The sequence below is a fragment of the Acinetobacter sp. 226-1 genome (genome assembly GCF_030329325.1).
GTDB classification, from domain to species: Bacteria; Pseudomonadota; Gammaproteobacteria; order Pseudomonadales; family Moraxellaceae; genus Acinetobacter; species Acinetobacter sichuanensis.
Window position 1 is genome coordinate 506,925 of record NZ_JACANU010000001.1, and the last position, 23,984, is coordinate 530,908.

Annotated in this window: 21 protein-coding genes; 7 read left to right on the forward strand and 14 right to left on the reverse strand. The window is 36.8% G+C overall.

Annotation, left to right across the window (positions count from 1 at the left end):
* Positions 1-20: 20 nt before the first annotated feature.
* The gene (gene alr, locus HX124_RS02360; RefSeq protein ID WP_286381827.1) at positions 21-1,094 is read right to left on the reverse strand and encodes an alanine racemase; all 1,074 of its coding nucleotides are present in this window, start codon (positions 1,092-1,094) and stop codon (positions 21-23) included.
* A gap of 393 nt (positions 1,095-1,487) precedes the next feature.
* On the opposite strand from alr, the gene HX124_RS02365 reads away from it, so the two are divergent.
* On the forward strand, positions 1,488-1,901 hold the full coding sequence (locus tag HX124_RS02365; RefSeq protein ID WP_286377790.1) for a DUF4259 domain-containing protein: 414 nt from the start codon (positions 1,488-1,490) through the stop codon (positions 1,899-1,901).
* Between the two features lie 180 nt (positions 1,902-2,081).
* Entirely contained in the window at positions 2,082-2,696 is a 615-nt protein-coding gene (locus HX124_RS02370; RefSeq protein WP_286418649.1) for a hypothetical protein, read from the forward strand.
* A gap of 35 nt (positions 2,697-2,731) precedes the next feature.
* Here the strand turns inward: HX124_RS02370 and dnaB are convergent, their stop codons facing one another.
* The 13 genes from dnaB to ppsA form a co-directional block, all read right to left on the reverse strand.
* Positions 2,732-4,180, reverse strand: a complete 1,449-nt coding sequence (gene dnaB, locus HX124_RS02375) for a replicative DNA helicase (RefSeq protein ID WP_286377791.1) — start codon at positions 4,178-4,180, stop codon at positions 2,732-2,734.
* A gap of 181 nt (positions 4,181-4,361) precedes the next feature.
* Entirely contained in the window at positions 4,362-4,808 is a 447-nt protein-coding gene (rplI, locus tag HX124_RS02380) for a 50S ribosomal protein L9 (protein ID WP_107007383.1), read from the reverse strand.
* 9 nt (positions 4,809-4,817) lie between these two features.
* Complete coding sequence (gene rpsR, locus HX124_RS02385) at positions 4,818-5,045, reverse strand: 30S ribosomal protein S18 (RefSeq protein WP_004719336.1); 228 nt, start codon at positions 5,043-5,045, stop codon at positions 4,818-4,820.
* An 11-nt stretch (positions 5,046-5,056) separates the two neighbouring features.
* Entirely contained in the window at positions 5,057-5,443 is a 387-nt protein-coding gene (rpsF, locus tag HX124_RS02390; protein ID WP_035267614.1) for a 30S ribosomal protein S6, read from the reverse strand.
* A gap of 240 nt (positions 5,444-5,683) precedes the next feature.
* Positions 5,684-6,286, reverse strand: coding sequence for an HAD family hydrolase (locus tag HX124_RS02395; protein ID WP_286381828.1), 603 nt, complete (start codon positions 6,284-6,286; stop codon positions 5,684-5,686).
* Between the two features lie 119 nt (positions 6,287-6,405).
* On the reverse strand, positions 6,406-7,329 hold the full coding sequence (locus HX124_RS02400; RefSeq protein WP_286381829.1) for a hypothetical protein: 924 nt from the start codon (positions 7,327-7,329) through the stop codon (positions 6,406-6,408).
* Between the two features lie 278 nt (positions 7,330-7,607).
* On the reverse strand, positions 7,608-8,486 hold the full coding sequence (gene cyoE, locus HX124_RS02405) for a heme o synthase (protein WP_107007380.1): 879 nt from the start codon (positions 8,484-8,486) through the stop codon (positions 7,608-7,610).
* Between the two features lie 6 nt (positions 8,487-8,492).
* Positions 8,493-8,822: a cytochrome o ubiquinol oxidase subunit IV gene (gene cyoD / locus HX124_RS02410; protein ID WP_107007379.1), complete on the reverse strand. Its 330-nt coding sequence runs from the start codon at positions 8,820-8,822 to the stop codon at positions 8,493-8,495.
* Positions 8,822-9,439 carry a cytochrome o ubiquinol oxidase subunit III gene (gene cyoC, locus HX124_RS02415; RefSeq protein WP_286377795.1) on the reverse strand — a complete coding sequence of 206 codons (618 nt, stop codon included), beginning with the start codon at positions 9,437-9,439 and terminating at the stop codon, positions 8,822-8,824. Before cyoC ends, cyoD begins: the two co-directional genes overlap by 1 nt.
* Before the next feature lie 4 nt (positions 9,440-9,443).
* Positions 9,444-11,438, reverse strand: coding sequence for a cytochrome o ubiquinol oxidase subunit I (gene cyoB, locus HX124_RS02420; RefSeq protein ID WP_107007377.1), 1,995 nt, complete (start codon positions 11,436-11,438; stop codon positions 9,444-9,446).
* A 3-nt stretch (positions 11,439-11,441) separates the two neighbouring features.
* Positions 11,442-12,497: a ubiquinol oxidase subunit II gene (cyoA, locus tag HX124_RS02425; protein WP_107007376.1), complete on the reverse strand. Its 1,056-nt coding sequence runs from the start codon at positions 12,495-12,497 to the stop codon at positions 11,442-11,444.
* A 305-nt stretch (positions 12,498-12,802) separates the two neighbouring features.
* Positions 12,803-13,573, reverse strand: a complete 771-nt coding sequence (locus tag HX124_RS02430) for an RDD family protein (RefSeq protein WP_286381830.1) — start codon at positions 13,571-13,573, stop codon at positions 12,803-12,805.
* 86 nt (positions 13,574-13,659) lie between these two features.
* The gene (gene ppsA / locus HX124_RS02435; RefSeq protein ID WP_286381831.1) at positions 13,660-16,038 is read right to left on the reverse strand and encodes a phosphoenolpyruvate synthase; all 2,379 of its coding nucleotides are present in this window, start codon (positions 16,036-16,038) and stop codon (positions 13,660-13,662) included.
* Positions 16,039-16,192: 154 nt separating this feature from the next.
* On the opposite strand from ppsA, the gene ppsR reads away from it, so the two are divergent.
* From ppsR to pgaD, 5 genes are all read left to right on the forward strand, one after another.
* Positions 16,193-17,029, forward strand: coding sequence for a posphoenolpyruvate synthetase regulatory kinase/phosphorylase PpsR (gene ppsR, locus HX124_RS02440; RefSeq protein WP_107007373.1), 837 nt, complete (start codon positions 16,193-16,195; stop codon positions 17,027-17,029).
* Positions 17,030-17,881: 852 nt separating this feature from the next.
* A complete protein-coding gene (gene pgaA / locus HX124_RS02445; protein ID WP_286381832.1) occupies positions 17,882-20,347 on the forward strand; it encodes a poly-beta-1,6 N-acetyl-D-glucosamine export porin PgaA in 2,466 nt (821 codons plus the stop codon).
* Positions 20,347-22,203: a poly-beta-1,6-N-acetyl-D-glucosamine N-deacetylase PgaB gene (gene pgaB / locus HX124_RS02450; protein WP_286381833.1), complete on the forward strand. Its 1,857-nt coding sequence runs from the start codon at positions 20,347-20,349 to the stop codon at positions 22,201-22,203. The genes pgaA and pgaB overlap by 1 nt, the downstream gene beginning before the upstream one ends.
* Entirely contained in the window at positions 22,200-23,444 is a 1,245-nt protein-coding gene (pgaC, locus tag HX124_RS02455; protein WP_286381834.1) for a poly-beta-1,6-N-acetyl-D-glucosamine synthase, read from the forward strand. The genes pgaB and pgaC overlap by 4 nt, the downstream gene beginning before the upstream one ends.
* The gene (gene pgaD / locus HX124_RS02460) at positions 23,441-23,920 is read left to right on the forward strand and encodes a poly-beta-1,6-N-acetyl-D-glucosamine biosynthesis protein PgaD (protein WP_286381835.1); all 480 of its coding nucleotides are present in this window, start codon (positions 23,441-23,443) and stop codon (positions 23,918-23,920) included. The genes pgaC and pgaD overlap by 4 nt, the downstream gene beginning before the upstream one ends.
* Positions 23,921-23,984 lie beyond the last annotated feature (64 nt).

Here is a 23,984-nt window from a genome sequence, read left to right on the forward strand (position 1 = left end):
TATCGCAAAAATCGGTAGATTTAGATTTTCTTACGCACAGGTCTTGCGCTCATACGGCATAATAATTCATAACCAATTGTACCATTGGCTTCTGCAACATCATCAACCAAGCGATCTTTGCCCCACAGCTCAACAACCGTACCTAAGGGTAAATTTAACCCTGTAACATCAATTGCAATCATATCCATTGCAACACGCCCAATCACAGCTCTTGCTTGCCCTTGAATAGAAACATAATTTTGTTTTAAAAATGCGCGTGGATAACCATCACCATAACCAATTGAAACAATAGCAATATCCATTGCTTGGTCAGCGACAAAAGTGGAACCATAGCCAACAGATTCACCCGCTTCAATATGATTTAAAGCAATAATTTCTGCTGTAAAGGTCATCACAGGTTTGATATCTAAATCATGTACCGATTGATCTGCAAAAGGCGAGGCACCATAGAGCATGATGCCTGGACGTACAAAATCAAAATTGAGTTCTGACCATTTGAAAATTGCTGCTGAATTGCAGCAAGATGCCATAATCGGCTCACATGCTTCTTTGACATGTAAGAACTGATCTTTTTGTTGTTCATTGAGGGGATGATTTTCAGCGTCAGCATTGGCAAAATGCATAGCTAAAACACAAGTAAAACCATCAGCTTTAAGTGAGTGGATGATGTCAATAATTTCAGGAACTTTAAAACCAAGACGGTTCATCCCACTATTAAGTTTGACCCAAACTTTAAGATTTTTTTCAATATAAGCGTCTTTGTGTACGCGTAACCAATCCAGTTGAGCTTGATGATGAACAACAATTTCAATCTCATTTTCAACCACTACCGCCATTTCATCGGCACTGAAAATACCTTCAATTAATGTAATAGGTTGTTGGTAGCCCAATTCACGAATTTCTAAAGCTTCTTCAAGGCAAGCAACACCAAAGGCATCAGTTGAACTTAAGGCGGCTAAGCAATCTTTGACTCCATGTCCATAAGCATTGGCTTTGACCATACTCACAATTTTAGCAGTTGGGGCAAGTTGTTTAACACGATTTAAATTATATTGCAGAGCTTCACTGTCAATATAAACTGTTGCTTGGCGCACCCGAAAGACTCCTGTAAGAAGGTAAATATAAAATATAGTTAAAACGATATTTTATAAGGGGAAAATGAAATTGATCATTGAATTTCTAAAACGGTACTATTGTAAGCCGATCAAAGTTAAATAGACATCGACATTTATCTTTTAAATGATTTCACGTATTTATATCGAAAAAACGCAAATTTTTATCTTTTCCTTTCATTTTTAGATTTTAAATTTAACAATAAAAGCAACAAGTAAAAGTAAAATAGTTATACATTTAAAAAACATATTAAAGTTCTAAACTTATATTTACATTTTGCAAAATAAAAGCAAAAAATTACTGCTATTGTAGTTTCTAGGTTATGCATTATCGTTTTTGCATGATTGATGATTATAAATAAAAGAGGAATAAAAATGGGTGCTTGGTCACATGAGCCTTTTGGTAATGATGATGCCTTAGATTGGATTTATCGTTTAGAAGAAACAAAAGATGAAAGTCTATTGTCGAACACATTTTCCAGAGCGATTGAAAATGCAGATGAATATCTTGAAGCTGATGATGGTTCTGTGATTGTTGCAGCAGCCGAAGTTTTAGCAAAACTATTGGGTAAAGGCACACAAAATGATGGATATACAAAAAAAGTTGATGAATGGGTGCAATCAGTCAATCTACAACCTTCAGCAGCTTTATTAAAAAATGCACAAACTGCATTAGATTTGGTTTTGGGAGAAGACTCTGAACTGAATGAGCTTTGGAAGGAAACAGAAGACTATGATGATTGGCGTGGTAACATTGAAAGTTTAAAAACTGCTTTAGTTGTAGCATAAAGCTAATCATTAGATGTTTTAAAAATAGGAGAACATTTGTTTTCCTATTGATCATGATGAAAATTTTCCAAAAATAAAACAGAAAACCGTTATTCAAAGTTATTAAAGAAGAGGAAATACTTAATTTTTAAATTATTTTTGACTCAGTTTTATGCTGTACAACTTAAAAATTTATTGTACATGCTGTTACTTGGAGCGTTGACTATCAAGCAAGCTTTAGCCTGTATGCCACATACGCCTGATGATGTTTTTATTGCGCGTTTCCAAAGCTCTCAAGCCATGCAGGATGATCGTACAATTTTTTCAGTTCAACTAAGTGCAGATCAATTTATTTTCCGTTCTTGGATTGATCAATTTAGGTATACAAAACCTAAACAATGGCAAAGTGAATTTTCCAGTCAAAATATTGCAAAAGATAGTTTAATCATTGGTTTAGCCTATACACCTGATGGCGCTAAACCTGAGCAATATCAAATAGCTTCATTTGCAATGTTAAGTTGCCAAAATGATCGTTTAAGTATTTCTAAGCCCGTGACATCTTTTTTTGCATGGGATCGTAATCGTTCAAGTTGTGAATATACAGATGGTAAAACAATTGGAATTTTAGATGGTTTTATTCAATATGACCAAAACGATTATTTGAAAAAACTACAGCAAAAATATCCAAATTGTCAGCAATTAAATGCAGCATTTCCAAAAGCCGTTGTGAATGATGTACAGCAAAATATTCAACAGCTTTCGGGGTTTCTACATTGGTGGAATAAATTATTCAATAGCTTTAAATCATGGTTTTAATGATAAAAATTTGAGCAAAGAAGAGTAATAATGCATTACTCTCCATCGTCATATTGTGCGTAATATTCAGGTGATAAATTACTAAAACGGGTATATTGACCTTCAAAGGCTAAACGAACAGAACCAATAGGACCATTACGCTGTTTACCGATAATAATTTCGGCTGTTCCAGCTTCTTTTGATTCTTTGTTATAAACCTCATCACGGTAAATAAACATAATCAAATCGGCATCCTGCTCGATCGCACCTGATTCACGTAAATCTGACATGACAGGACGTTTATTTGGGCGATTCTCTAAAGAGCGGTTGAGCTGTGATAGAGCAATCACAGGACAATTCATTTCTTTGGCAAGTGCTTTTAAGCTTCGTGAAATCTCACCAATCTCGCCAACACGGTTATCGCCCATACCAGGTACTTTCATTAATTGTAGATAATCGACCATGATACAGCCGAGTTTGCCACCATGTTGTTTGGCAATACGTCTTGCACGTGCGCGCATTTCAGTTGGAGGAAGGGCAGAGGAGTCATCAATATACAGATGTTTCTCTTGAAGCTGTAAAATAGTCCCTGTAACTTTAGACCATTCATCGCCATCGAGTTTACCTGAACGTAAATGCCCTTGGTGTACTTTGCCATAAGAGGAAATCAAACGCATAGCAATCGAGTCAGCAGGCATTTCCATCGAAAAAACCAAAGCAGGTAAGTCGCAATTAAACAGCACACTTTCGACAAGATTCATGGCAAAAGTCGTTTTACCCATAGATGGGCGTGCCGCCACAATGATCATATCACCCGCTTGCATACCCGACGTTTTATTATCAAGTTCAACAAAACCTGTGGTTAAACCTGTAATATTACCTTCGAGTTGAGAAAGCTCATTGAGCTTATCAAAGACATCAGCAACTACAGAGGTAATCGGCTTTGGACCTTGTGCTTTGGCATTATTATTATGTTGCTCAGCGATCGAGAAAATATTAGTTTCTGCTAAATCTAAAATTTCACTCACCTCACGACCTTTGGTGTCATAAGCATTCTGTAAAATTTCATTACCAACTTTAATCATATTTCTTAAAGTCGCAAATTCACGAATTTTAGTGGCGTAGGTTTCAAGGTTGTAAAAACTTGCAGGCGAATCTGCCATAAGTTGCATTAAATATTCTTCACCCCCAATTGCCTCTAAAAGATTTTGTTTAATGAGCCAGTCATTGACTAAAACTGCATCATAAGGCGAACTTTCTTTATTGAGTTGTTCAATGGCACGAAAAATATATTTATGGCGTGTTGCATAGAAATCATTTTCATTCAGCACATCACTGACTTGCTCAAAAGATTCAGCCACAGTCATTAAGGCAGCCAACACCGCTTGTTCAATTGACAAGTTGTGGGGTGGTGTACGAAATTCTTTTAATTGTTGCGAGGCGTCAGTTGACTTGGCATCTTTGTTAAAAGTATTTGCAGAAGCTGCGGCAGTTGCCTGAGACATAAAATAAAAAACCTTTAATTTAAACCAGTCAAGGATGACCCAATTTATTTAAAATAGGTTAAGAGGATAACCTAAATCATGGGGTGAAAGCTAAATAATGCTAAATAAAAAATGATAACTAGATAGAAATAGCAGATAAAAAAAGAGCATACAAAAGTATGCTCTTTTTTTTGGTACGAAATTACTCAGATACGATAGTAACGAGAACTTCTGCAACAACATCATGATGCAATTGGATTGCGATGTTGAATTCACCAGTGTTACGAAGCGCACCGTTAGGTAAACGAACTTCTGCGCGGTCTACTTCAAGACCAGCATTCGTTAACGCGTCAGCGATGTCACGAGTACCGATTGAACCGAATAATTTACCTTCATCACCAGCTTTCGCAGTGATAACGATGTTTACTTCGTTCAATTGATCAGCACGTGCTTGAGCAGCAGCTAAAATTTCAGCTTCAGCTTTTTCAAGTTCTGCACGACGAGCTTCGAAAGCAGCAGTATTTGCTTCAGTCGCAGCAACTGCTTTACCTTGAGGGATAAGGAAGTTACGGCCGTAACCAGCTTTAACTGAAACTTTATCGCCTAATTTACCAAGGTTTTTAATGCGTTGTAATAAGATAATATCCACAGCTCAACCTCACTTATGATTGTCAGTGTAAGGAATCAACGCTAAATAGCGAGCTTGTTTAATAGCAAGCGCTAATTGACGTTGGTAACGAGCTTTAGTACCTGTAATACGGCTAGGAACAATCTTGCCGTTTTCAGTGATGTACTGTTTTAAAGTGTCGATATCTTTGTAGTCGATGTACGTAACGTTCTCAGCTGTAAAGCGGCAGAACTTGCGACGACGGTAAAAACGTGCCATTGAGGTTCTCCTTATGCTTCAGCAGAGTCTTGAGCTTGTTGTGCTTCTTCACGTTGAGCTTTACGCGCACGTTTTTCTTCAGCACTCTTAGCCAATAAAGACTCTTCAGTGATAGCGTTTTCACGACGAATAATTACGTTACGAAGGATAGCATCGTTGTAACGGAATAATTCTTCTAATTCGTTAAGCGTAGTTTGATTACATTCAACGTTCATTAAAATGTAGTGCGCTTTGTGAATTTTGTTAATTGGGTAAGCCAATTGGCGACGGCCCCAATCTTCAAGACGGTGAATTTGACCTTCAGCATCTTTAATGTGAGAGATATAGCGTTCTACCATACCTACCACTTGATCGCTTTGGTCTGGGTGTACCAGAATTACGATTTCGTAGTGACGCATTGTCAGCTCCTTACGGTTTATGCAGCCCCAATTTAATTAAAAATTGAAGCAAGGAGTCACAATCAGTGTTAACTTGAATCAAGTTAACAAATTGTGTCGCAAAAATTGCGAGCGCTCATTATAGGTAAGTTTGTGGCTAAACACAATTTAATATTCATCTTTTTGGAAAAAAGAGTGCTATGACGATGAGCAAAAAACTCAATAGAATAGAAAGAATATTTTTTTTATTTTTTAGCCTAATTATAGCAAATCAACTAATATTTCAGTGAGTTGTTGTCCTTTTTTACGGTTGATCAGTCTTGCTGTCATACCAAAATGGCGAGGACCTTCAACATCTGCAAGAGGAGTATCACCAATAAATAAAATTTCTTCAGGTTTACAGTGGATTTGATCTATAACATATTGATATATTTTAGGATCAGGTTTACATGCATGGACTTCATAACTCCATGCATATAGGTCAACCATTGGAATTAATGTTGAAATATGTATGCCATAAGGGCGTGCTGAGTTAGAGCAGAGCACAATTGTATAGCCTTGAGTTTTAAGTTGTTGCAATGTTGAAAGTGTGTCATCAAAAAGTTGGATTTGCTTGAGTTCAAATTCAAGATCAGCATTTAACTCAGTGAGTAATGGCGCAGAGATGTGATAACCAAAATGTGCCGCGATATCCTCAAAATCACCATGAATTGACATGACTGTTATAGCGTCATTGACATGAGCTGTATGTCCTTGTTGATGCAGCCAATGGATTAATTTTTTATAAGGTGAGGTTTTTTCTGTAATTTTTGCTAATGTACCAAAGACATCAAAAGCGATCACTTTAATAGGAGAGTTTGACATCAGTTTCATCCTCAAATGGTAAAATGATTGATCTTTGAAATAAATTTGAACATAGCTTTTTTAATAACAATAGACATTGACCAAATCTACACATATATAATTTTTTCTTTGTATAAGTTTTAAGTCGATGGTTTAATTAACTGCTCAAATTTTTCTAAAAACTGATGAAGTCGAGCTATGTTGATACCTGAACTTCCACGCCAGAGTGAAATGGGAAAACTTACTTCGCTGCGATGATTAGGTGCTTGAGCATATACAATTTTTTCAAGTTTTAAAAATTCATCATGACCTAAAAAATTAAAATAGACACTATATTCAGGTGCTAACTCATTTTTTAAAATTCCAAGTTCTGCCAAAATTCGAATCAACCATGTTCGTGTAGTCAAATTACTTCCTTGCAAAATTTTTGCTTTGGAAATGCGATTAATGAGTTCAGAAGGCGTTTCTTTTGGCTCAGCAAGTTGAATAATTTCTATGAGTTGTTTAAATACGCTGAGATCTTCTGGTTGAATGTTTTCTTTAGGAAAATGTTGAATTTCTTCTAAGTCGGTGAGGATTTCATGATAAGCACCTAAACGACAGTAACCAATATAAAAATGAAAAAGATTGCAAGACGAATTTTCCCATGAAGAACGAGGTAAACCACAAATCTTACAAGGCCATGTTGCTTCTGATAGTTCACGTTCTCCTTTTTCGATTGGCGTAAAATCATGTTCAGGCACATTTTTAGCGAAAGCATAGCTGATTATAGGTTGTAAGCCACGATGAAAACCTTGCCCTATAGCTTTGATGAACAAAGCATTCACTTTATCTTCCATTTCAGGGAGTTGACTTAACATTTTTAGTTTTTTAATCGTGCTGTCATGTTCAAAATATTCAATTTTATTGAATTCCAAACCTGATTGATTGAGTAACATTTTTTCATTTTCTGATAATTTTTCTGGAATATGAAAAGTATAAGTTTTATTGTTATGATCGTAGTTATAATTATTGCTATAACTGTATATTTTATTGAGAATTTTAATAATTTTTTTATCGTACATAAATAGCCTACAAGTGCTGAAAATGAGATTTTTATTTTAATCAAAAATAATAGATATTTTAAATTTTTTGGATACATTAAATGATCACCCCATGAATATATGAGTCAAACATTTAATACCAAGATTTGAAAGAAGATAAATAGATTGAAAAGAGGATTTAAGATTCATACACGAGTTATAGATTTGTGATGATGACAAATATCATAGCAAGTGTATGTGTAGAGTGAAAAGTATGATGCTATACCACGATTAAGAAAAGATAGAGAGAACTCTATCTTTTAAAAAAGGGGTAAATGTGGCGCAGGGGACACGTAACTAAAGCTGAAACTAAAACTTAATGCTGTAATTAAAATGACAGAATATAAGAAATAGCGTTTTGCCCAAGCTTGGTCATTTTCTGCTTTAAAGCCAATAATTGATAAATATACCCAATACGCACAGAGCGCATTAAAAGTAATTAAGAAGAAAATATTGGTATAGCCAAAGCAATACAAACCATTTAACACTGCTGCAAATAAGATCACATAAATCAAACTTTCAACTTTTGTGCGATAGATGGAACGTGCTACGGGTAGGATGGGTATACCTGCATTCTTATAGTCGTCGAAGCGATAAATTGCAATTCCCCATGAATGTGGCATTTGCCAAAATGCATACGCTAAAAAAATTAATAACGCAGCAACATCAAATTCATGAGCAACAGCAGTATAACCGATCACAGGAGGACTTGCACCTGAGATACTACCAATCACTGTTTGTTGAATGGTGGTACGTTTTGTCCAAAGACTATAGAACACGACATAAACGACAAAGCCTAATAGAGCAAAGCCAAATGCATAGGCGTTGACAAAAAACCACAACAAGCCAAAACCCAATAGACCCAGTACTGCTGAAAATATTAGAGCAACTGTTGGGCTAATCGTTTTTTTGACTAATGCACGATTCATCGTACGTTGCATTTTTTGGTCAATGTCTTGGTCAATGACATTATTCACAACACAGCCAGAGGCAACAACCAGAGTTGTACCTAATAGTGTGATGAGAAGTAAGAGGAAATCTACAGAACCTTGAGCGGCTAGGAAGAAGCCGCCCAAAGTGGTAACGAAGTTACCGAAGAGAATTCCTGGCTTAGTCAGGAATAAATATTTCTTCAACATGACACCCTAGAGCATCATGTTTGAATGTAAGTAGTTCATGACCCATACAGAACCGATAAGAAGAACTGCAATACATAGAATCGTATATACAAATGCAATCACGTTCCAGCGTTGCTCTGATGAAGAGTTCATGTGCAAGAAGAAGACTAATTGAACAAGAACCTGAGCAACCGCAGTAATGGCAATTGTTGCAACAATTGCACCGCGACCAAAGTCAGCAGGGTGCATAGCCATATAAAATGGAACGATGGTTAGTAATACAGAAACAATAAAACCAATTGTATATTGTTTCACATTACCATGCGAAGCACCTGCAGAATTATGATCATGACTCATTAGATAACTCCCATTAAGTAAACGACGCTGAATACACAGATCCAGACGATGTCAAGGAAGTGCCAGAACAAGCTTAGGCAAGCAAGACGACGAGTGTTAATAGTTGTCAAACCATTTTTCTTGATTTGAATCATTAACACGATCATCCAAACTAAACCAGAAGTTACGTGAATACCATGCGTACCAACTAGAGTAAAGAACGAAGATAAAAACGCACTTGTGCTTGGTCCGTGACCAGCATGAACTAAATGATTAAACTCATAAAGTTCCATACCAATGAATGATGCACCAAAGATCCAAGTGATTGCTAACCAAAGTAAAACTTGGCTAACATTCTTTTTGTAAGAAGCAAGTACTGCAAAACCAAAAGTTACAGAAGAAATTAAGAGAGCAAAAGTTTCAGTTAAAACGAAACCTAAAGACTCACCAAAAAGATCTTTTGCGCTTGGTGTTCCAGGTGGAATATGACTGCTTAATACAGCGAACGCGATGAAGAGTGTACCGAATAAAATCAAGTCACTCATCAAGTATGTCCAAAAACCAAAGACGGTGATGTCAGTATCATCGTGATGATGTTCATCATGTCCGTGGTTGTCGTGATGAAGTACTTCAGCCATATCCTTAGTCCTTCTTCAAGTGTTTTTCAAGTAAAGCATAACGCTCGTTTTCGATACGTTCTACTTCCGCAGCAGGTACATAGTAATCTACTTTCTTCGTAAATGAACTTACGATGAAGCTGATGATCGCACCAACGAAAGTTACAATTACAAGCCACCAAACATGCCATACAAGCGCTAAGCCCATAACAGTTAATAGCATTGCAATAACGAAACCAGCCGCACGGTCTGTAGGCATATGAATGTCTTCATATTTCGTTGGACGCGCATATGCTACACCATTTTCTTTGTCGCTCCAGAAAGTATCAATACCATTGATTTTTGGAAGGTGAGCAAAGTTATAGAATGGCGCAGGAGATGAAGTAGACCATTCAAGAACACGACCATCCCATGGGTCACCTGTATGATCCATGTTGTTTTCGCGTTGTAAGAATCCTACAACAACTTGCATAACGAAACAGAAGATACCAATAGCAACAAGTACTGAACCGAAGAACGCAATTGCAAGGTATGGGTCCCATTCAGGGTTGTCATATGTATTCAAACGACGAGTCATACCCATGAAACCAAGGATATAAAGTGGCATGAATGCAAAATAGAAACCGAAGAACCAGAACCAGAAAGAAGCTTTGCCCCAAGTTTCATTTAACTTCCAACCAAACATTTTTGGCCAGTAGAAAGTGATCCCTGCGAACATACCGAATACCACACCACCAATAATTACGTTATGGAAGTGAGCAATCAAGAATAATGAGTTGTGTACTAAGAAGTCAGCTGGTGGAACAGCCATTAATACACCAGTTAAACCACCGATACCGAAAGTCACAAGGAAGCCAAGTGTCCAGTACATTGGTGATGTAAATGTAATACGACCTTTATACATGGTGAATAACCAAGAGAAGATTTTCACACCTGTAGGGATCGCAATAATCATGGTCATGATACCGAAGAACGCGTTAACGTTGGCACCAGCACCCATTGTAAAGAAGTGGTGTAACCATACCACGAACGCAAGTACTGTGATCGCGATAGTCGCATATACCATTGATTTGTAACCAAACAATGTTTTGCGAGAGAAAGTTGAAACAATTTCTGAATATAAACCAAAAGCAGGTAAAATCAGAATATATACTTCTGGGTGACCCCAAGTCCAAATCAAGTTCACGTAAAGCATTGGGCTACCGCCTAGCTCATTGGTGAAGAAGTGGAAATCGAAGTAACGGTCAAGTGTCAACATTGCAATTGTTGCAGTTAACACAGGGAATGATGCAATGATCAATACGGCTGTACAAAGTGCAGTCCATGTAAAGATCGGCATATCCATAAGACCCATGCCAGGCGCACGCATTTTAATAATGGTAACAAAGAAGTTAACACCAGTTAAAAGTGTACCTAGACCTGAAATCTGTAGTGCCCAAATATAGTAGTCAACACCAACACCAGGAGAATACTGAATACCAGAAAGAGGAGGGTAAGCCATCCAACCTGTTGCAGCAAATTCACCTAATACAAGTGATGCCATCATCAAACCAGCAGCACCAGCAAATAACCAGAAGCTAAGAGAGTTTAATAATGGGAAAGCAACGTCACGTGCACCAATTTGAAGTGGTACAGCGATGTTCATCATACCAACAACCAGACCCATTGCTACGAAGAAAATCATGATCACGCCGTGTGCGGTGAAGATTTGATCGTAATGGTCAGGATGTAAGTAACCTTCACCGCCACCTTTTGCAAGGAACAGTTGAAGACGCATCATGATTGCATCTGCGAAACCACGAATTAACATGACAACAGATACAATGATATACATGATACCAATTTTTTTATGGTCTACAGATGTAAACCATACATTCCACAGGTAGCCCCATTTTTTAAAATAGGTAATACCACCAAGAAGCGCAGCAGCACCAATTGCCATGATAATCATGGTAATTAGAACGATAGGCTCTTGATATGGGATCGAGTCCCAGTTGAGTTTACCGAATAATACCGACATGTCTTATTCCTCTACTGAAGCAGTTGCATGTTCAGCACCAACAGTTTCAGCATGACTAGCAGGTGAAGAGTGATCTGCACCATGATAGTTACTCATGTATTTGTTGATAATGCTTTCGAACAAATTAGGCTCAACTGAAGAATAGTAAGTTACAGGATGAGGCTTAGTAGGGAATGGACCTTTACGTTCAGCTTCTTCTGCTTTTGCTTTTTCTTCTGGAGTATGCGCATTTTTAAGCATTGCTTCAATTTGGTGCTTAGAACGGTCACCATCTTTAAGCGTTGCAAATTCTGCTGCATCTAAAACAGTTTTTTGTTGAGCTTCAGGGTTTACTGAAGTTCCGTTACCTGCTTTAACTGCTGCAACCCAATTGTTGAAATCCGCTTCAGTCACACTATGTGCTTTAAAGCGCATTTGTGTAAAGCCATAACCACTATAGTTAGAAGAGAAGCCACGGTATTCACCAGTTTCATCTGCTAATACATGGAGTTGAGTTTGCATACCCGCCATTGCGTAAATTTGACCCGCTAACTTAGGAATGAAGAAAGAGTTCATTGTAAAGTTAGAAGTAATTTTAAAGCTAACAGGTGTTTTTTCAGGAAAACGAACTTCGTTAACAGTTGCAATTTGTTGCTCAGGATAGATAAATACCCATTTAAACTGTTCAGCAATAACCTGAATATCTAAATGTGCTTTCTCTGATTCAAGCGGACGGTATGGGTCATATTTATGTGAGCCCCACCATGTTAAATACGCAAGAATACCAATAATAATGACAGGAACGCCCCATACTACAATTTCAATTGCAGTTGAGTGTGCCCATGTAGGTTTATAGTCTGCATCTTTATTCGACGCGCGATATTTCCAACCAAACCATAATGCCATGATGATCGAAGGAATTACGACCAAAAGCATTAAGTAAATCGCAGTCATCATGAGGTCTGACTGACCTTGTGCAACTGGACCTTTAGAGTTTAGAAGTACCATATCACCACCACACCCAGTTAAGAGTGCAGCTAGCGTAGATAAAGACAATACAGCTAAAATCGTTTGTCTCATTTTACAACCTCGGTGAAGAGTCCCATTCCCTATTAAATATGGGATAGCGATTAAAGTGTCGCATGATTGAAAATGACTATTAATTACAAATAGTAAACATTCTCAATGATCTGACACCCAGACGTTGTAGGGCATTATGCCTCATATCGGCAAACTTAGCTATATGTAAACAGGCTTTAAATAACTGTAATAAAAACCAATTTTTTTACTCGGATTTATATGTGAATTTTCAACTTTATGTTTATAAATCAAAGTTATATTGTAAAAAAAGGATGCGAAAGCACCCTTTGTAAAAAACATAAAAATTATTGCTTGATGACTTTGGTCTTAGCCAACTTATCATGTAATGTTTGACGGTTTTGGTTAATTGCAAAAATGTAATCAATCAGTGAAAACAGAGGGAATAAAGGAAGTGAAATAATTGTAAAGAGTGTAAAAAGCACTGAGCGAATTAAAAATGAGCGATTTCCTGAGACTTGTTGCCCATTATTCATATCTACAATTTTAATTTTTGCTAATTTTTTGCCTATACTTTGCCCAGATTTGAAAACAAGAAATCCCTGTATTGCGAGCATGATGACAATATATAGCCCCATCATTTGCCATGCTTCCATAGGAAACATCATGATAAATTGCTCTTGTAGTTTTGTTGCTTCAGCAGCAGAAACTTTAGATTGCATTTTTGCTTGGATGTCAACCAGTTGTTGAAGCTGTTCTGGTTTTAAATAGGTCATTGGAATATAGGCAGCAGGAAGCCACAACAGCATATCAATGATTTTTGCTAACACACGTGATGAAATTGGCGCAAGTTCGGTCTGGCTTTGTTGTTTGTTGAGTGAAACTTTTGAGTTTTCTTGAAACGGATTTGGGTTGTATGTTGGGGTAGAACTGACATAGCCCGTAGGTTCATATACAAGTTTACCTTGTGTTAATTCACCAAGTGCTTTCCATTCAGTCATACCTTGGTGCCAAGCCAAATCAGTCAAGAGTACTTGTTGGCTTGCAAGCATTTGATTGAGTTGTTCGACAGTATATGGACCAGCTTGTTGGTTATTTCTCGCCAAGTAAATTTGCATAAAGCTCAATTCTCAAAATAAATCTAAATATAAAAATCGTAGATGAAAAAAAGACCCTACGAAAGGGTCTTTTTTAACATGTTTTATTAAACTTGTTTAGTCTTTTCTTCAGCAAGGAAGAACCAAGTATCTAAAACAGAGTCTGGGTTTAAAGAAACAGACTCAATGCCTTGATCCATTAACCATTGTGCAAGATCAGGATGATCTGAAGGACCTTGACCACAGATACCTACATATTTACCTGCTTTACGACAAGCATGGATTGCCATAGCTAACAATGTTTTAACCGCAGCATCACGTTCGTCAAATAGGTGAGAAACAATACCAGAGTCACGGTCTAAACCAAGCGTTAACTGAGTTAAGTCATTTGAACCGATAGAGAAACCATCAAAGTGTTCAAGGAATTGTTCAGCCAATAGTGCGTTTGTTGGTAATTCACACATCATGATCACTTTAAGACCATTTTCACCACGTTTTAAACCATTTGCGGCAAGTAATTCAATTACACGCTTCGCTTCAGATACTGTACGTACAAAAGGAATCATGATTTGAATATTGGTTAAGCCCATTTCGTCACGTGCTTTTTTCAAGGCACGGCATTCAAGCTCAAAACAGTCACGGAAGTTGTCAGAAACATAACGACTTGCGCCACGGAAGCCCAGCATTGGGTTTTCTTCTTCTGGCTCGTAAAGTTTACCGCCAATTAAGTTTGCATATTCGTTTGATTTGAAATCAGACATACGAACAATAACAGGTTTATCTGCAAATGCTGAAGCAAGTGTAGAGATACCTTCCACCAGTTTTTCGACATAGAATTCGATAGGAGAAGAGTAACCCGCAGTACGTGCTAGAACAGCAGCACGAGTTTCACGTGGTAAGCTGTCAATGTTCAATAATGCTTTAGGATGCACACCAATCATACGGTTGATGATGAATTCTAAACGCGCAAGACCAATACCTTCGTTTGGAATTTGAGCGAAGTCAAATGCACGGTCAGGGTTACCGACGTTCATCATGATTTTGAATGGAAGTGCAGGCATTGATTCGATAGAGTTACGTTGGATTTCGAAATCTAACGCACCTTCATAGATGAAACCTGTATCACCTTCAGCACAAGAAACAGTCACTTCTTGACCATCAGTTAGAACTTCAGTTGCATTACCACAACCTACAATCGCAGGTACGCCTAATTCACGTGCAATAATCGCTGCGTGGCAAGTACGACCACCACGATTCGTGACAATTGCAGCAGCACGTTTCATGACTGGTTCCCAATCTGGGTCAGTCATGTCAGATACAAGTACATCACCGTCTTGCACTTTGTCCATTTCTTTAATCGACGTAACGATACGAACTTTACCAGAACCAATACGTTGACCAATTGAACGACCTTCACAAAGAACTGTGCCTTTTTGCTTAAGCAGGTAGCGTTCCATTGTGCCGACATTTTCACGGCTTTTTACTGTTTCAGGACGTGCTTGAACGATATAAATTTGACCGTCATCACCATCTTTCGCCCACTCGATATCCATCGGTGCTTGATAATGTTCTTCAATGATGAGTGCTTGTTTAGCAAGTTCTTGAAGTTCTAAGTCATTTAAAGCAAATTGTTGACGTTCAGCTTTTTCTACATCTACAACAACAACAGATTTACCTGCTGAACCTTCTTCGCCATAAATCATTTTTTGGTGTTTAGAACCAAGATTACGACGGATCACAGCATGTTTGCCATTGCGAAGTAATGGTTTAGAAACATAGAATTCGTCAGGGTTTACAGCACCTTGAACGACCATTTCACCCAAGCCGTAAGAAGCTGTAATAAATACTGCTTCACGGAAACCAGATTCTGTATCAAGTGTAAACATAACACCCGCAGCACCAGTTTCAGAGCGAACCATACGTTGAATACCCGCAGAAAGGGCAACGATGTCATGGTCAAAGTTTTGGTGTACACGGTAAGCAATCGCACGGTCATTATAAAGTGATGCGAACACTTCTTTAATCGCAATAAGAATATTGTCGATACCGCGAATATTTAAGAAAGTTTCTTGTTGTCCTGCAAATGAAGCATCTGGTAAATCTTCAGCAGTTGCAGATGAACGAACAGCAACAGCAATATCTGGATTGCCTTTAGAAAGTTCAGCAAAAGCAGTGCGAACTTCTTGCTCAAGGCTAGGAGTAAGTGGAGTATCTACGATCCATTGACGGATTTTTGCACCTGTTTCAGCAAGTGCGTTGACATCATCAACATTGAGTTGCTTCAATTCTGCAGAAATTTTGGCATTTAAACCACTTTGTTCAAGGAATTCGCGATATGCAGCAGCAGTTGTTGCAAATCCACCTGGAACTGATACGCCAGCATTTGCTAAATGGCTAATCATTTCTCCAAGAGAAGAGTTTTTACCACCCACGATCTCAACGTCGTGTTTCCCTAGTTTTTCTAGACCGATTACGCGTGCTTCCAAAGTTGTTGCTCCACTTATGCAGTATTAATCACTATCTTGGCATCAAATTATAACAAAAAACTTAGCATTTTGATTCAACTAAGTGATAGTCATGTAAGATGGGTTTACTATAAAGATTATACATCGCTAAGACAAATGTTTGAGGAGAATTTTAATGTCAGAAAGTAACCAAATAAAGCGTAGCGTATTTTTTATTTCGGATGGTACTGCCATTACTGCTGAAACCCTTGGGCACTCGTTATTAGCGCAATTTCCGCATGTAAAGTTTGATATCCATATCATTCCCTATATTACCTCTGAAGAAGCTGCAATGAGTGTGGTGGAGGAGATTAATAAAAGTGCTGAAAAAGATGGTCAGCAGCCATTGGTATTTGATACCTTAGTTGACCCTTATGTTCGTGATATTATTAACACTGCAAATGCTGTAAATCTTGATGTTTTTGAAGGTCTTATTAGTAAGTTGTCAGATGTTTTAGGCACTCAGCCTACAACTTTAGTCGGACAGACCCATGCAGTGACTGATTCTGAGTCATATAAGGCACGTATTGATGCGGTTCATTTTGCTTTAGATAATGATGATGGTGCACGTACAAGACACTATGATAAAGCAGATTTGATCCTGATCGGGGTATCACGTTCAGGCAAAACACCGACATCTATTTACCTATCATTACAGTTTGGAATTCGTGTTGCAAACTATCCTTTAACCGAAGAAGATTTAGACGATAATCGTTTGCCTGCGGTGCTTAGAGAGCATAAGCATAAGCTGTTTGGTTTAATGATTGATGCGGATCGTTTAGTGGCAATTCGTACAGAACGCAAGGCAAATAGTCGCTATGCCAGTTTTTCTCAATGTCAGATGGAATTACGTGCAGTTGAAGGGATTTATATTTCAGAAGGGATCAAGTATCTCAATGTGTCTGAAATGTCAATTGAAGAAATTTCAACACGTGTTTTACAAATGACAGGATTGAAGCGTCGCATTGGATAATGAGTTTAAGCTTTGATTAAAAAACACACTTAAAGCTGTGTGTTTAAAGTAAATTTGAAATAGATATTTAAATCAATAAATGGTTTGAATGAAGCTCAATGGCAAGTTTTTTTGTTGGTTAAATTTGTCATTGAGTGATAAAAAATACCTCATTTATTCATATGAATATTGTATTAATAATAAGCAAATTATAAGTCGATTAGATTCAAATACATCCTATTTTTAGATGTCTTTGCAGAAAAAGATATAAATCTAAAGTACTTTTAAAAAAAAATATATAAACGAAGTGATTGAAAATAATGTAATTCACTCAGGAAAATGGTGTTTTTTTCTGAAGAAATAACATTGAAAGTAAATTAATCTTATGATTTTACTTGGTTATTATTTTTTGTAATAGCCGTTTAAACTTAAAAATTATTTAAAATGTATGCTTTAACAAAGTTTCTAAAAAGTGAGAAAGATATCGTATTTTTTTTGATTGAATATATTAATATTTTGTTTTTATTGTAAAATTTCTGTGAATTTTATTATCATATAATTAAAACTGAATGATCATTCTTATAGTTTTTGATATGATTTAAATGTAAATAAATGCCGCATTATTTGTCATATTGTGAAATATTTATTGATTGTTTTTTAAAATTTACTATACAAAAAAGTGTGCTAATTTTACAAAAAAATTAACTTGATTGAAAAATAGACATTTTTGATAAAATTAATTTTTTGATATCTAATAAAATAATTTGAAAATAATAAAATTAACGAATGCACATAAGTTAACAGTGTATGATTTTTTATTGCTTAAAATTATTGAAATGAGATTTAAATCACACTTTAATTTAAGAATGAGTTATGCAATATTCATATTATTTTTTGCCAGCGGGCTTATTTTTATATTTAGGATTACAAACGTCATATGCAGCAACACCTGATACTTTAAGAGAACAGGCTGTGTTGTATATTAAAAATGGTCAGACTCAGAAAGGCATCATTGCACTTGAACAATTGTTGCAAAAATATCCACAGGATCAAAAGGTTTTAGCTGATTATTTATTGTCAGTAAATACAGTACATCCATTGGATGCTGCGACTTTATTAAAGCTGACGCAGCGGATTCAGGTGAATCAATTTCCAGAGTATGCACAATTGAGTGTGGTCAAACTTTTACGCGATCAAAAGTTATTTAACCAAGCATTGCTTTTACTGCAACAGTTTGAACCGTTTCAACAGAAAAATCAGTTACACGTCAATATTTTAAAAGCCATTTTGTTGAGTGAAAATCAACAGAAAAAACAAGCATTGGCAGTTTTGCAAAAAATGAGTTTAAAACAGCTATCTGCTGAGCAACTTATGCAGATTTCATATAGCTATCGAATACTTGGACAAACGGCTGAAGCTTTACATGCGGTGCAATATGCTTATGAAAAACAACCTAAAGATAAAAATATTCAAAAAGAATATGTCAATACATTAATGGCTTTGGGGAGTTATCAGCAAGCCATAGAAGTGATTGAAAAATATCCCAAAACGGACTGGGATCCAAACTTAAATCAGCAGATTATATTAGGTAATTTTGCTCAGCAGATTGAAAGTGCGATTAAGCGTTCACAGTATTTATCACGTCGTGGCGAGTCTGATACAAAAAGTTATGAGATGTTGGATGCAGTGTTATTAGATGCTGAGCATCTTGCCAATGAATATACATTTACTGCACCTTTTTTTAATCGTTTTTATTATGACTATATATATGCTTTAAGTGTTAGAGGTAAATCTAAAACTGTACTTGATCTCTTACAGCGTGTGCCATTGCCTGCGGTAACGACCATGCCTGCATATGTTCGACAAGCAATCGCTGATGCTTATTTAGCTGAACGTCAAGCAGCACAAGCCGAACAGTTGTATCGCACATTAATGACTGAAAAAAATTATTCGGATATGAATGTCTATAGTGCATTTTATTATTCATTGCTTGAACAAGAAAAATATGATCAGGCAAATCAACTCATTAAAGAAATAGATCATTTATTGCCTACATTTCAATACAGTCAAGCTAAAGGTGTAGATAAATCGGTTCATGCTGATCGTACACAATATATTGGTTTGCGTGGTTTAAACTGGGCATATAGTAATCGTTTAGATATTGCTGAACCTTATTTTGAAGGTTTGGTGGAAAAAACTTCGAATACAGAAGACGGGCTAAATCAGCTTGCTAGAATCCAACGTTGGCGTGATAAACCTGAACAAGCAGCGCAAACTTTAGCGCGTTTAAATGGATTACAGCCTGTTTCTAAGCAAACAAAAATTAATACGATGCAAAATGCACAAGCTTTAGGTGATGTACAAGCATGGCGTCTGCAAACTAATCAGCTCATGCAAGACTATGCTGAAGACAGTAGTGTTATTAAAAGTCGTAAAGAGCTAGAAGATCGTGACCATGCCACGATTCAGCACACTAGTCGTTTTTCTCGCAGTCGTTCAGATCAAAATGAGCTTATACAAGGTTTAAAAGGTTCTCAAGATCGTGAAATGACCACAAGCTTATATTCTCCTTGGTTTGCTGATAACTATCGTGTTTTGGTTGAACATCGGGATATTTGGGGCAAGTTTCGTCAAGGTACTTTAGAACAACAACGCTATGGGCTTGGTCTAGAATGGCAAGATCAGAGAAAGTCATTGACTGTCATTGCTTCACAAAACCATCAAGGTGATCGTCAAGGTATTGAAGCTGCATGGACGCATCAATTGAATGATCATTGGCAATATTCACTTTCAGCCAATAGTCAGGCTGATATTCCATTACAAGCGATAGACTTAAATCACGAAGGTCAGTCTTATGGCGTAGGAATTCGATGGAAGGAAAATGAGTCTCGTCAAGCAGGTGCTGTCTATAATTTGACAGATATTAATGATGGTAATTTAAGACAAGAATTGACAGCAGATTACTCACAACGTGTTTTTTTAAGCCCTCATCATACCACCACAGCAGGTGTGAGTGGCTACTATGGAAAAAATCAAACCAATCAGGTGTCCTATTTTAGCCCCAAACAAAGTTCAAGTTTAGCTGTCAGTTTGAACCACGACTGGTTGACATGGCGTAACTATGAGCAAGCTTTGACACAGCGTTTTAATTTTACCATGGGCATGTATCAACAACAAAGTTTTGACCCTAAACCTGTAATGGATGTGCAATATCAACACATGTGGAAATTATCAAGAACATGGTCTTTGGGTTATGGGCTAGGTTATGGCATTCATGCTTATGACGGTGAATATGAAAAACAATTATATGGAAACTTAAGTTTTGAGGGACGTTTCTGATGATGAGTTTTAAACAGTTTTCAAAACGCGTTTTTATCAATTTTGTTTTGATTGGTGTGATTAGTCCTGCATTTGCAAATGATCAACACGTAAAATCTGCTCAAGTCACCCAGCAAAATATTTTTTTTGATCAGCAGCATTTTGTGAGTTTAACTTTTCATGATGTGCGGGATGATGTGTTAAAAAATGGTGATCGTGATCCGTATGCTATCAGTACCCAAAATTTAGTTCAATTTTTTGAATGGTTAAAACGCTCAGATTGGCATCCTGTCAGTTTAAAACAAATTTTACAGGCTCGACAACAAGGGCAGCCTTTACCGAAAAATGCAATCTTAATCAGTTTCGATGATGGGGCATTGAGTCATTATAGTCGTGTTTTTCCTTTGGCTAAGCAATATAAAATTCCTGTTGTATTTGCTTTGGTCACGAGTTGGATGAATGGTAATACCAAAGCGATTTATGAAGCATATGGGCAAGGCAATCAGATGGCTTGGGCGCAAGTTCGAGAAATGCATCAATCAGGATGGGCTGAGTTTGCGAGTCATTCACATCATCTGCATCAAGGTGTTTTAGCAAACCCACAGAAAAATCAACAGCCTGCTGCAATTACACGACAATATCTAGCAGCATTAAAACGTTATGAAACGCAAGATGAGTATGAGCAACGTATTATTCAAGATCTAAAACAATCGAAAGCTATTTTAACTAAAGAGGTCGGTGAAGTCCCAATTGCAATGGTTTGGCCTTATGGTGCAACGAATGTAGAAACTGAGCATTTAGCACAAAAGGCGGGTTTTGCGCTGTCTTTTAGTTTAGGTGCAGATGCCGTGAATCAAGTCAAAGATGGTACATTTCAACGTGGTTTAGCTGTTAATAATCCAAGTGCAGAAGATCTTTTTGAGCAAATGATGGATGCAATACAATATCGAGATTTTATTCGTTATGAACCCATCCGTGCTTTGTCCTTTGATTTAGCTGAATTTTCATCAAATTATCAATTGGCAGATCAGCAACTCGGAAAAATTTTAGATTTAACGAGTGCATTAAAGAGTAATGCATTGATTTTAAATGTCGTAGGCGATCAAAATCAGGACGGAATTTACGACCATGCCTATTTCCCAAATACAGCATTAAACATGTCTAAAGATGTCATGAATCGAACCTTATGGCAGGCAAAAACACGAATTTTTAATCGTGTTTATGCACGTTTACCCTACGCTTTACAAGAGCAAAAACCACAATTGGCTGTTCAGCTTTCAGAGCAATTATTTAAAAATAATAGTAACTTGGATGGTATTATTTTAACCACAGAGCAAAAGTTGCAATGTGCTTTTCAGATGAATATTCAACAAGATTGTGTCATTCAGAAAAAACGTGTTGCACAAACTTTGATGGATATTTCTCAATACGCCTTAACCTATAGCAATATCAGTAATCCGTTTAATTTGACACTACAAGTTCAGTTAGATGAGCTTGCAGATGGAACAATTCAGCAGTTTTTAAATCAATTTCAATCGACTGCAAATATATTTAATTTTGAAATGAACAGTTTAGATCATGCTCAAGATTTTAAAAAAATGCTTCAACAGCTTGATGCTTTAACTGCATCAGAGAAAGCCAAAATTTTAGTCACTTTAACGGTGAAATCTGCAAAAACGGCAGCAGATTGGCAAAAAATACAAGCTGATTTTCTTGCTTTGCAACGAATTGGCATTCAAAAATTAGCGATTGAACAATACAACTTCAATAATGCTGCACAAGTACAAGAATTTTTATACACACCATTGAGTTTAAATCAAAGCCCATTGACTTATCGTAATCCATTTATTTATCAAACACAGGGGAAATCACCATGACAGGCGTAGAGTTTTTATTTCTCTTTGCCTTTTTATATCCGTTGGTGATGGCATGGACATGGATGATAGGCGGACTTTGGTTTTTCTTTAAACGTGAATATAAACAAGGGCAATTGCCTGAAGTTTCTGCTCAAGGATGCAGTATTATTATTCCGTGTTTTAACGAAGAAGCACAAGTTAAAGAAACGATTCGTTATGCGTTGCAAACTCAATATTCAAAATTTGAAGTTATTGCTGTGAATGATGGCAGTTCTGACCGTACTGCCGAGATCTTAGATGAGTTGGCACAACAATATCCTATGTTGCGTGTGGTGCATTTGGCTGAAAACCAAGGTAAAGCATTTGCCTTACGTTCAGGCATGATGGTGAGTCAGTTTGAATATCTGATTTGTATTGATGGTGATGCTTTATTGCATCCACATGCTGCAATTTGGATGATGCATCACTTAACCCGATTTAATCGGGTTGGAGCAGTAACAGGAAATCCACGTATTTTAAACCGTTCAAGTATTTTAGGAAAATTACAGGTCGGCGAGTTTTCTTCTATTATTGGTTTAATTAAACGTGCACAAAGAACGTATGGACGTATTTTTACAGTTTCAGGGGTGATTGCTGGTTTTCGTAAAACAGCCTTAGAGCAAGTTGGTTTTTGGTCAGATGATAAAATTACTGAAGATATTGATATTTCATGGAAGCTTCAGCTTGCAAAGTGGGATATCCATTATGTGCCGAATGCACTGTGCTATATCTATATGCCTGAAACCTTGACAGGGTTGTGGAAACAGCGTTTACGTTGGGCACAAGGTGGCGTAGAGGTACTTTGGACTTATGTGCCTCAACTTTTTAAAGTGAGCGCTCTTAAAATGTGGCCTGTAGCTCTAGAGTCAATGCTCAGTATGATTTGGGCGTATGTCATTTTGTTGATCGTTGTTTTGTTTTTTGTAGGATTATTTGTTGCTTTACCATCAGGGTGGTACGTTAAATCATTACTACCACAATGGTATGGCGTCATTTTAGCGATCACATGTCTAATCCAGTTTTTCATCAGTTTGTATATAGACAAACGTTATGACGATCATCGATTTTTAAGAAATTATTTTTGGGTGATTTGGTACCCATTGTTTTTTTGGATTTTAGGCGCTGCAACGACCATTGTGGCAGTTCCTAAAGCATTATTTACACAGAAAAAAAGAGCGAGATGGGTCAGTCCAGATCGTGGATTTCGTGGAGAAAATGAATGAATAAAATCCATTCCAATATTGTGACTGATCCAGCTCAATTGGATATTCCTCAATATATTGATCAGCCTCAATATGTCAAAAATAAAGCCACAAATTACACGATTCAAGCATTAGGTTGGCTCGTGTGGACATTATTTATATTGCCTTTGCTGAGTTTGATTTTGTGGGTGTATCAGGGCAGATTGATCCAAAGCTATATTTTTGCTGAACAAATCAATGTGCAAATGTATAACTTCGCATGGTTAGCTTTAATTGTTGTGGTCTGTTGTGCTTCATTGTTGTTATGGGCGAGTTATAACTGGCTACGTTATCGTAAACGAGACAATCCAAAAGTGTTGAATGTGAGTCAATCTATACTGGCTCAAGATTTTTTAATTACTACAGATGAATTGTCACGTATTCAAAAGTCAAAAAGTATTGTATTACACTATGATGAAGAGGGTATTTTATACAATTATGAACTCAAAAAGGCATAAATCATCAATATTGATATAAAAAGAGGCATTTTTTACCTCTTTTTATGGATGAACATATCATAAG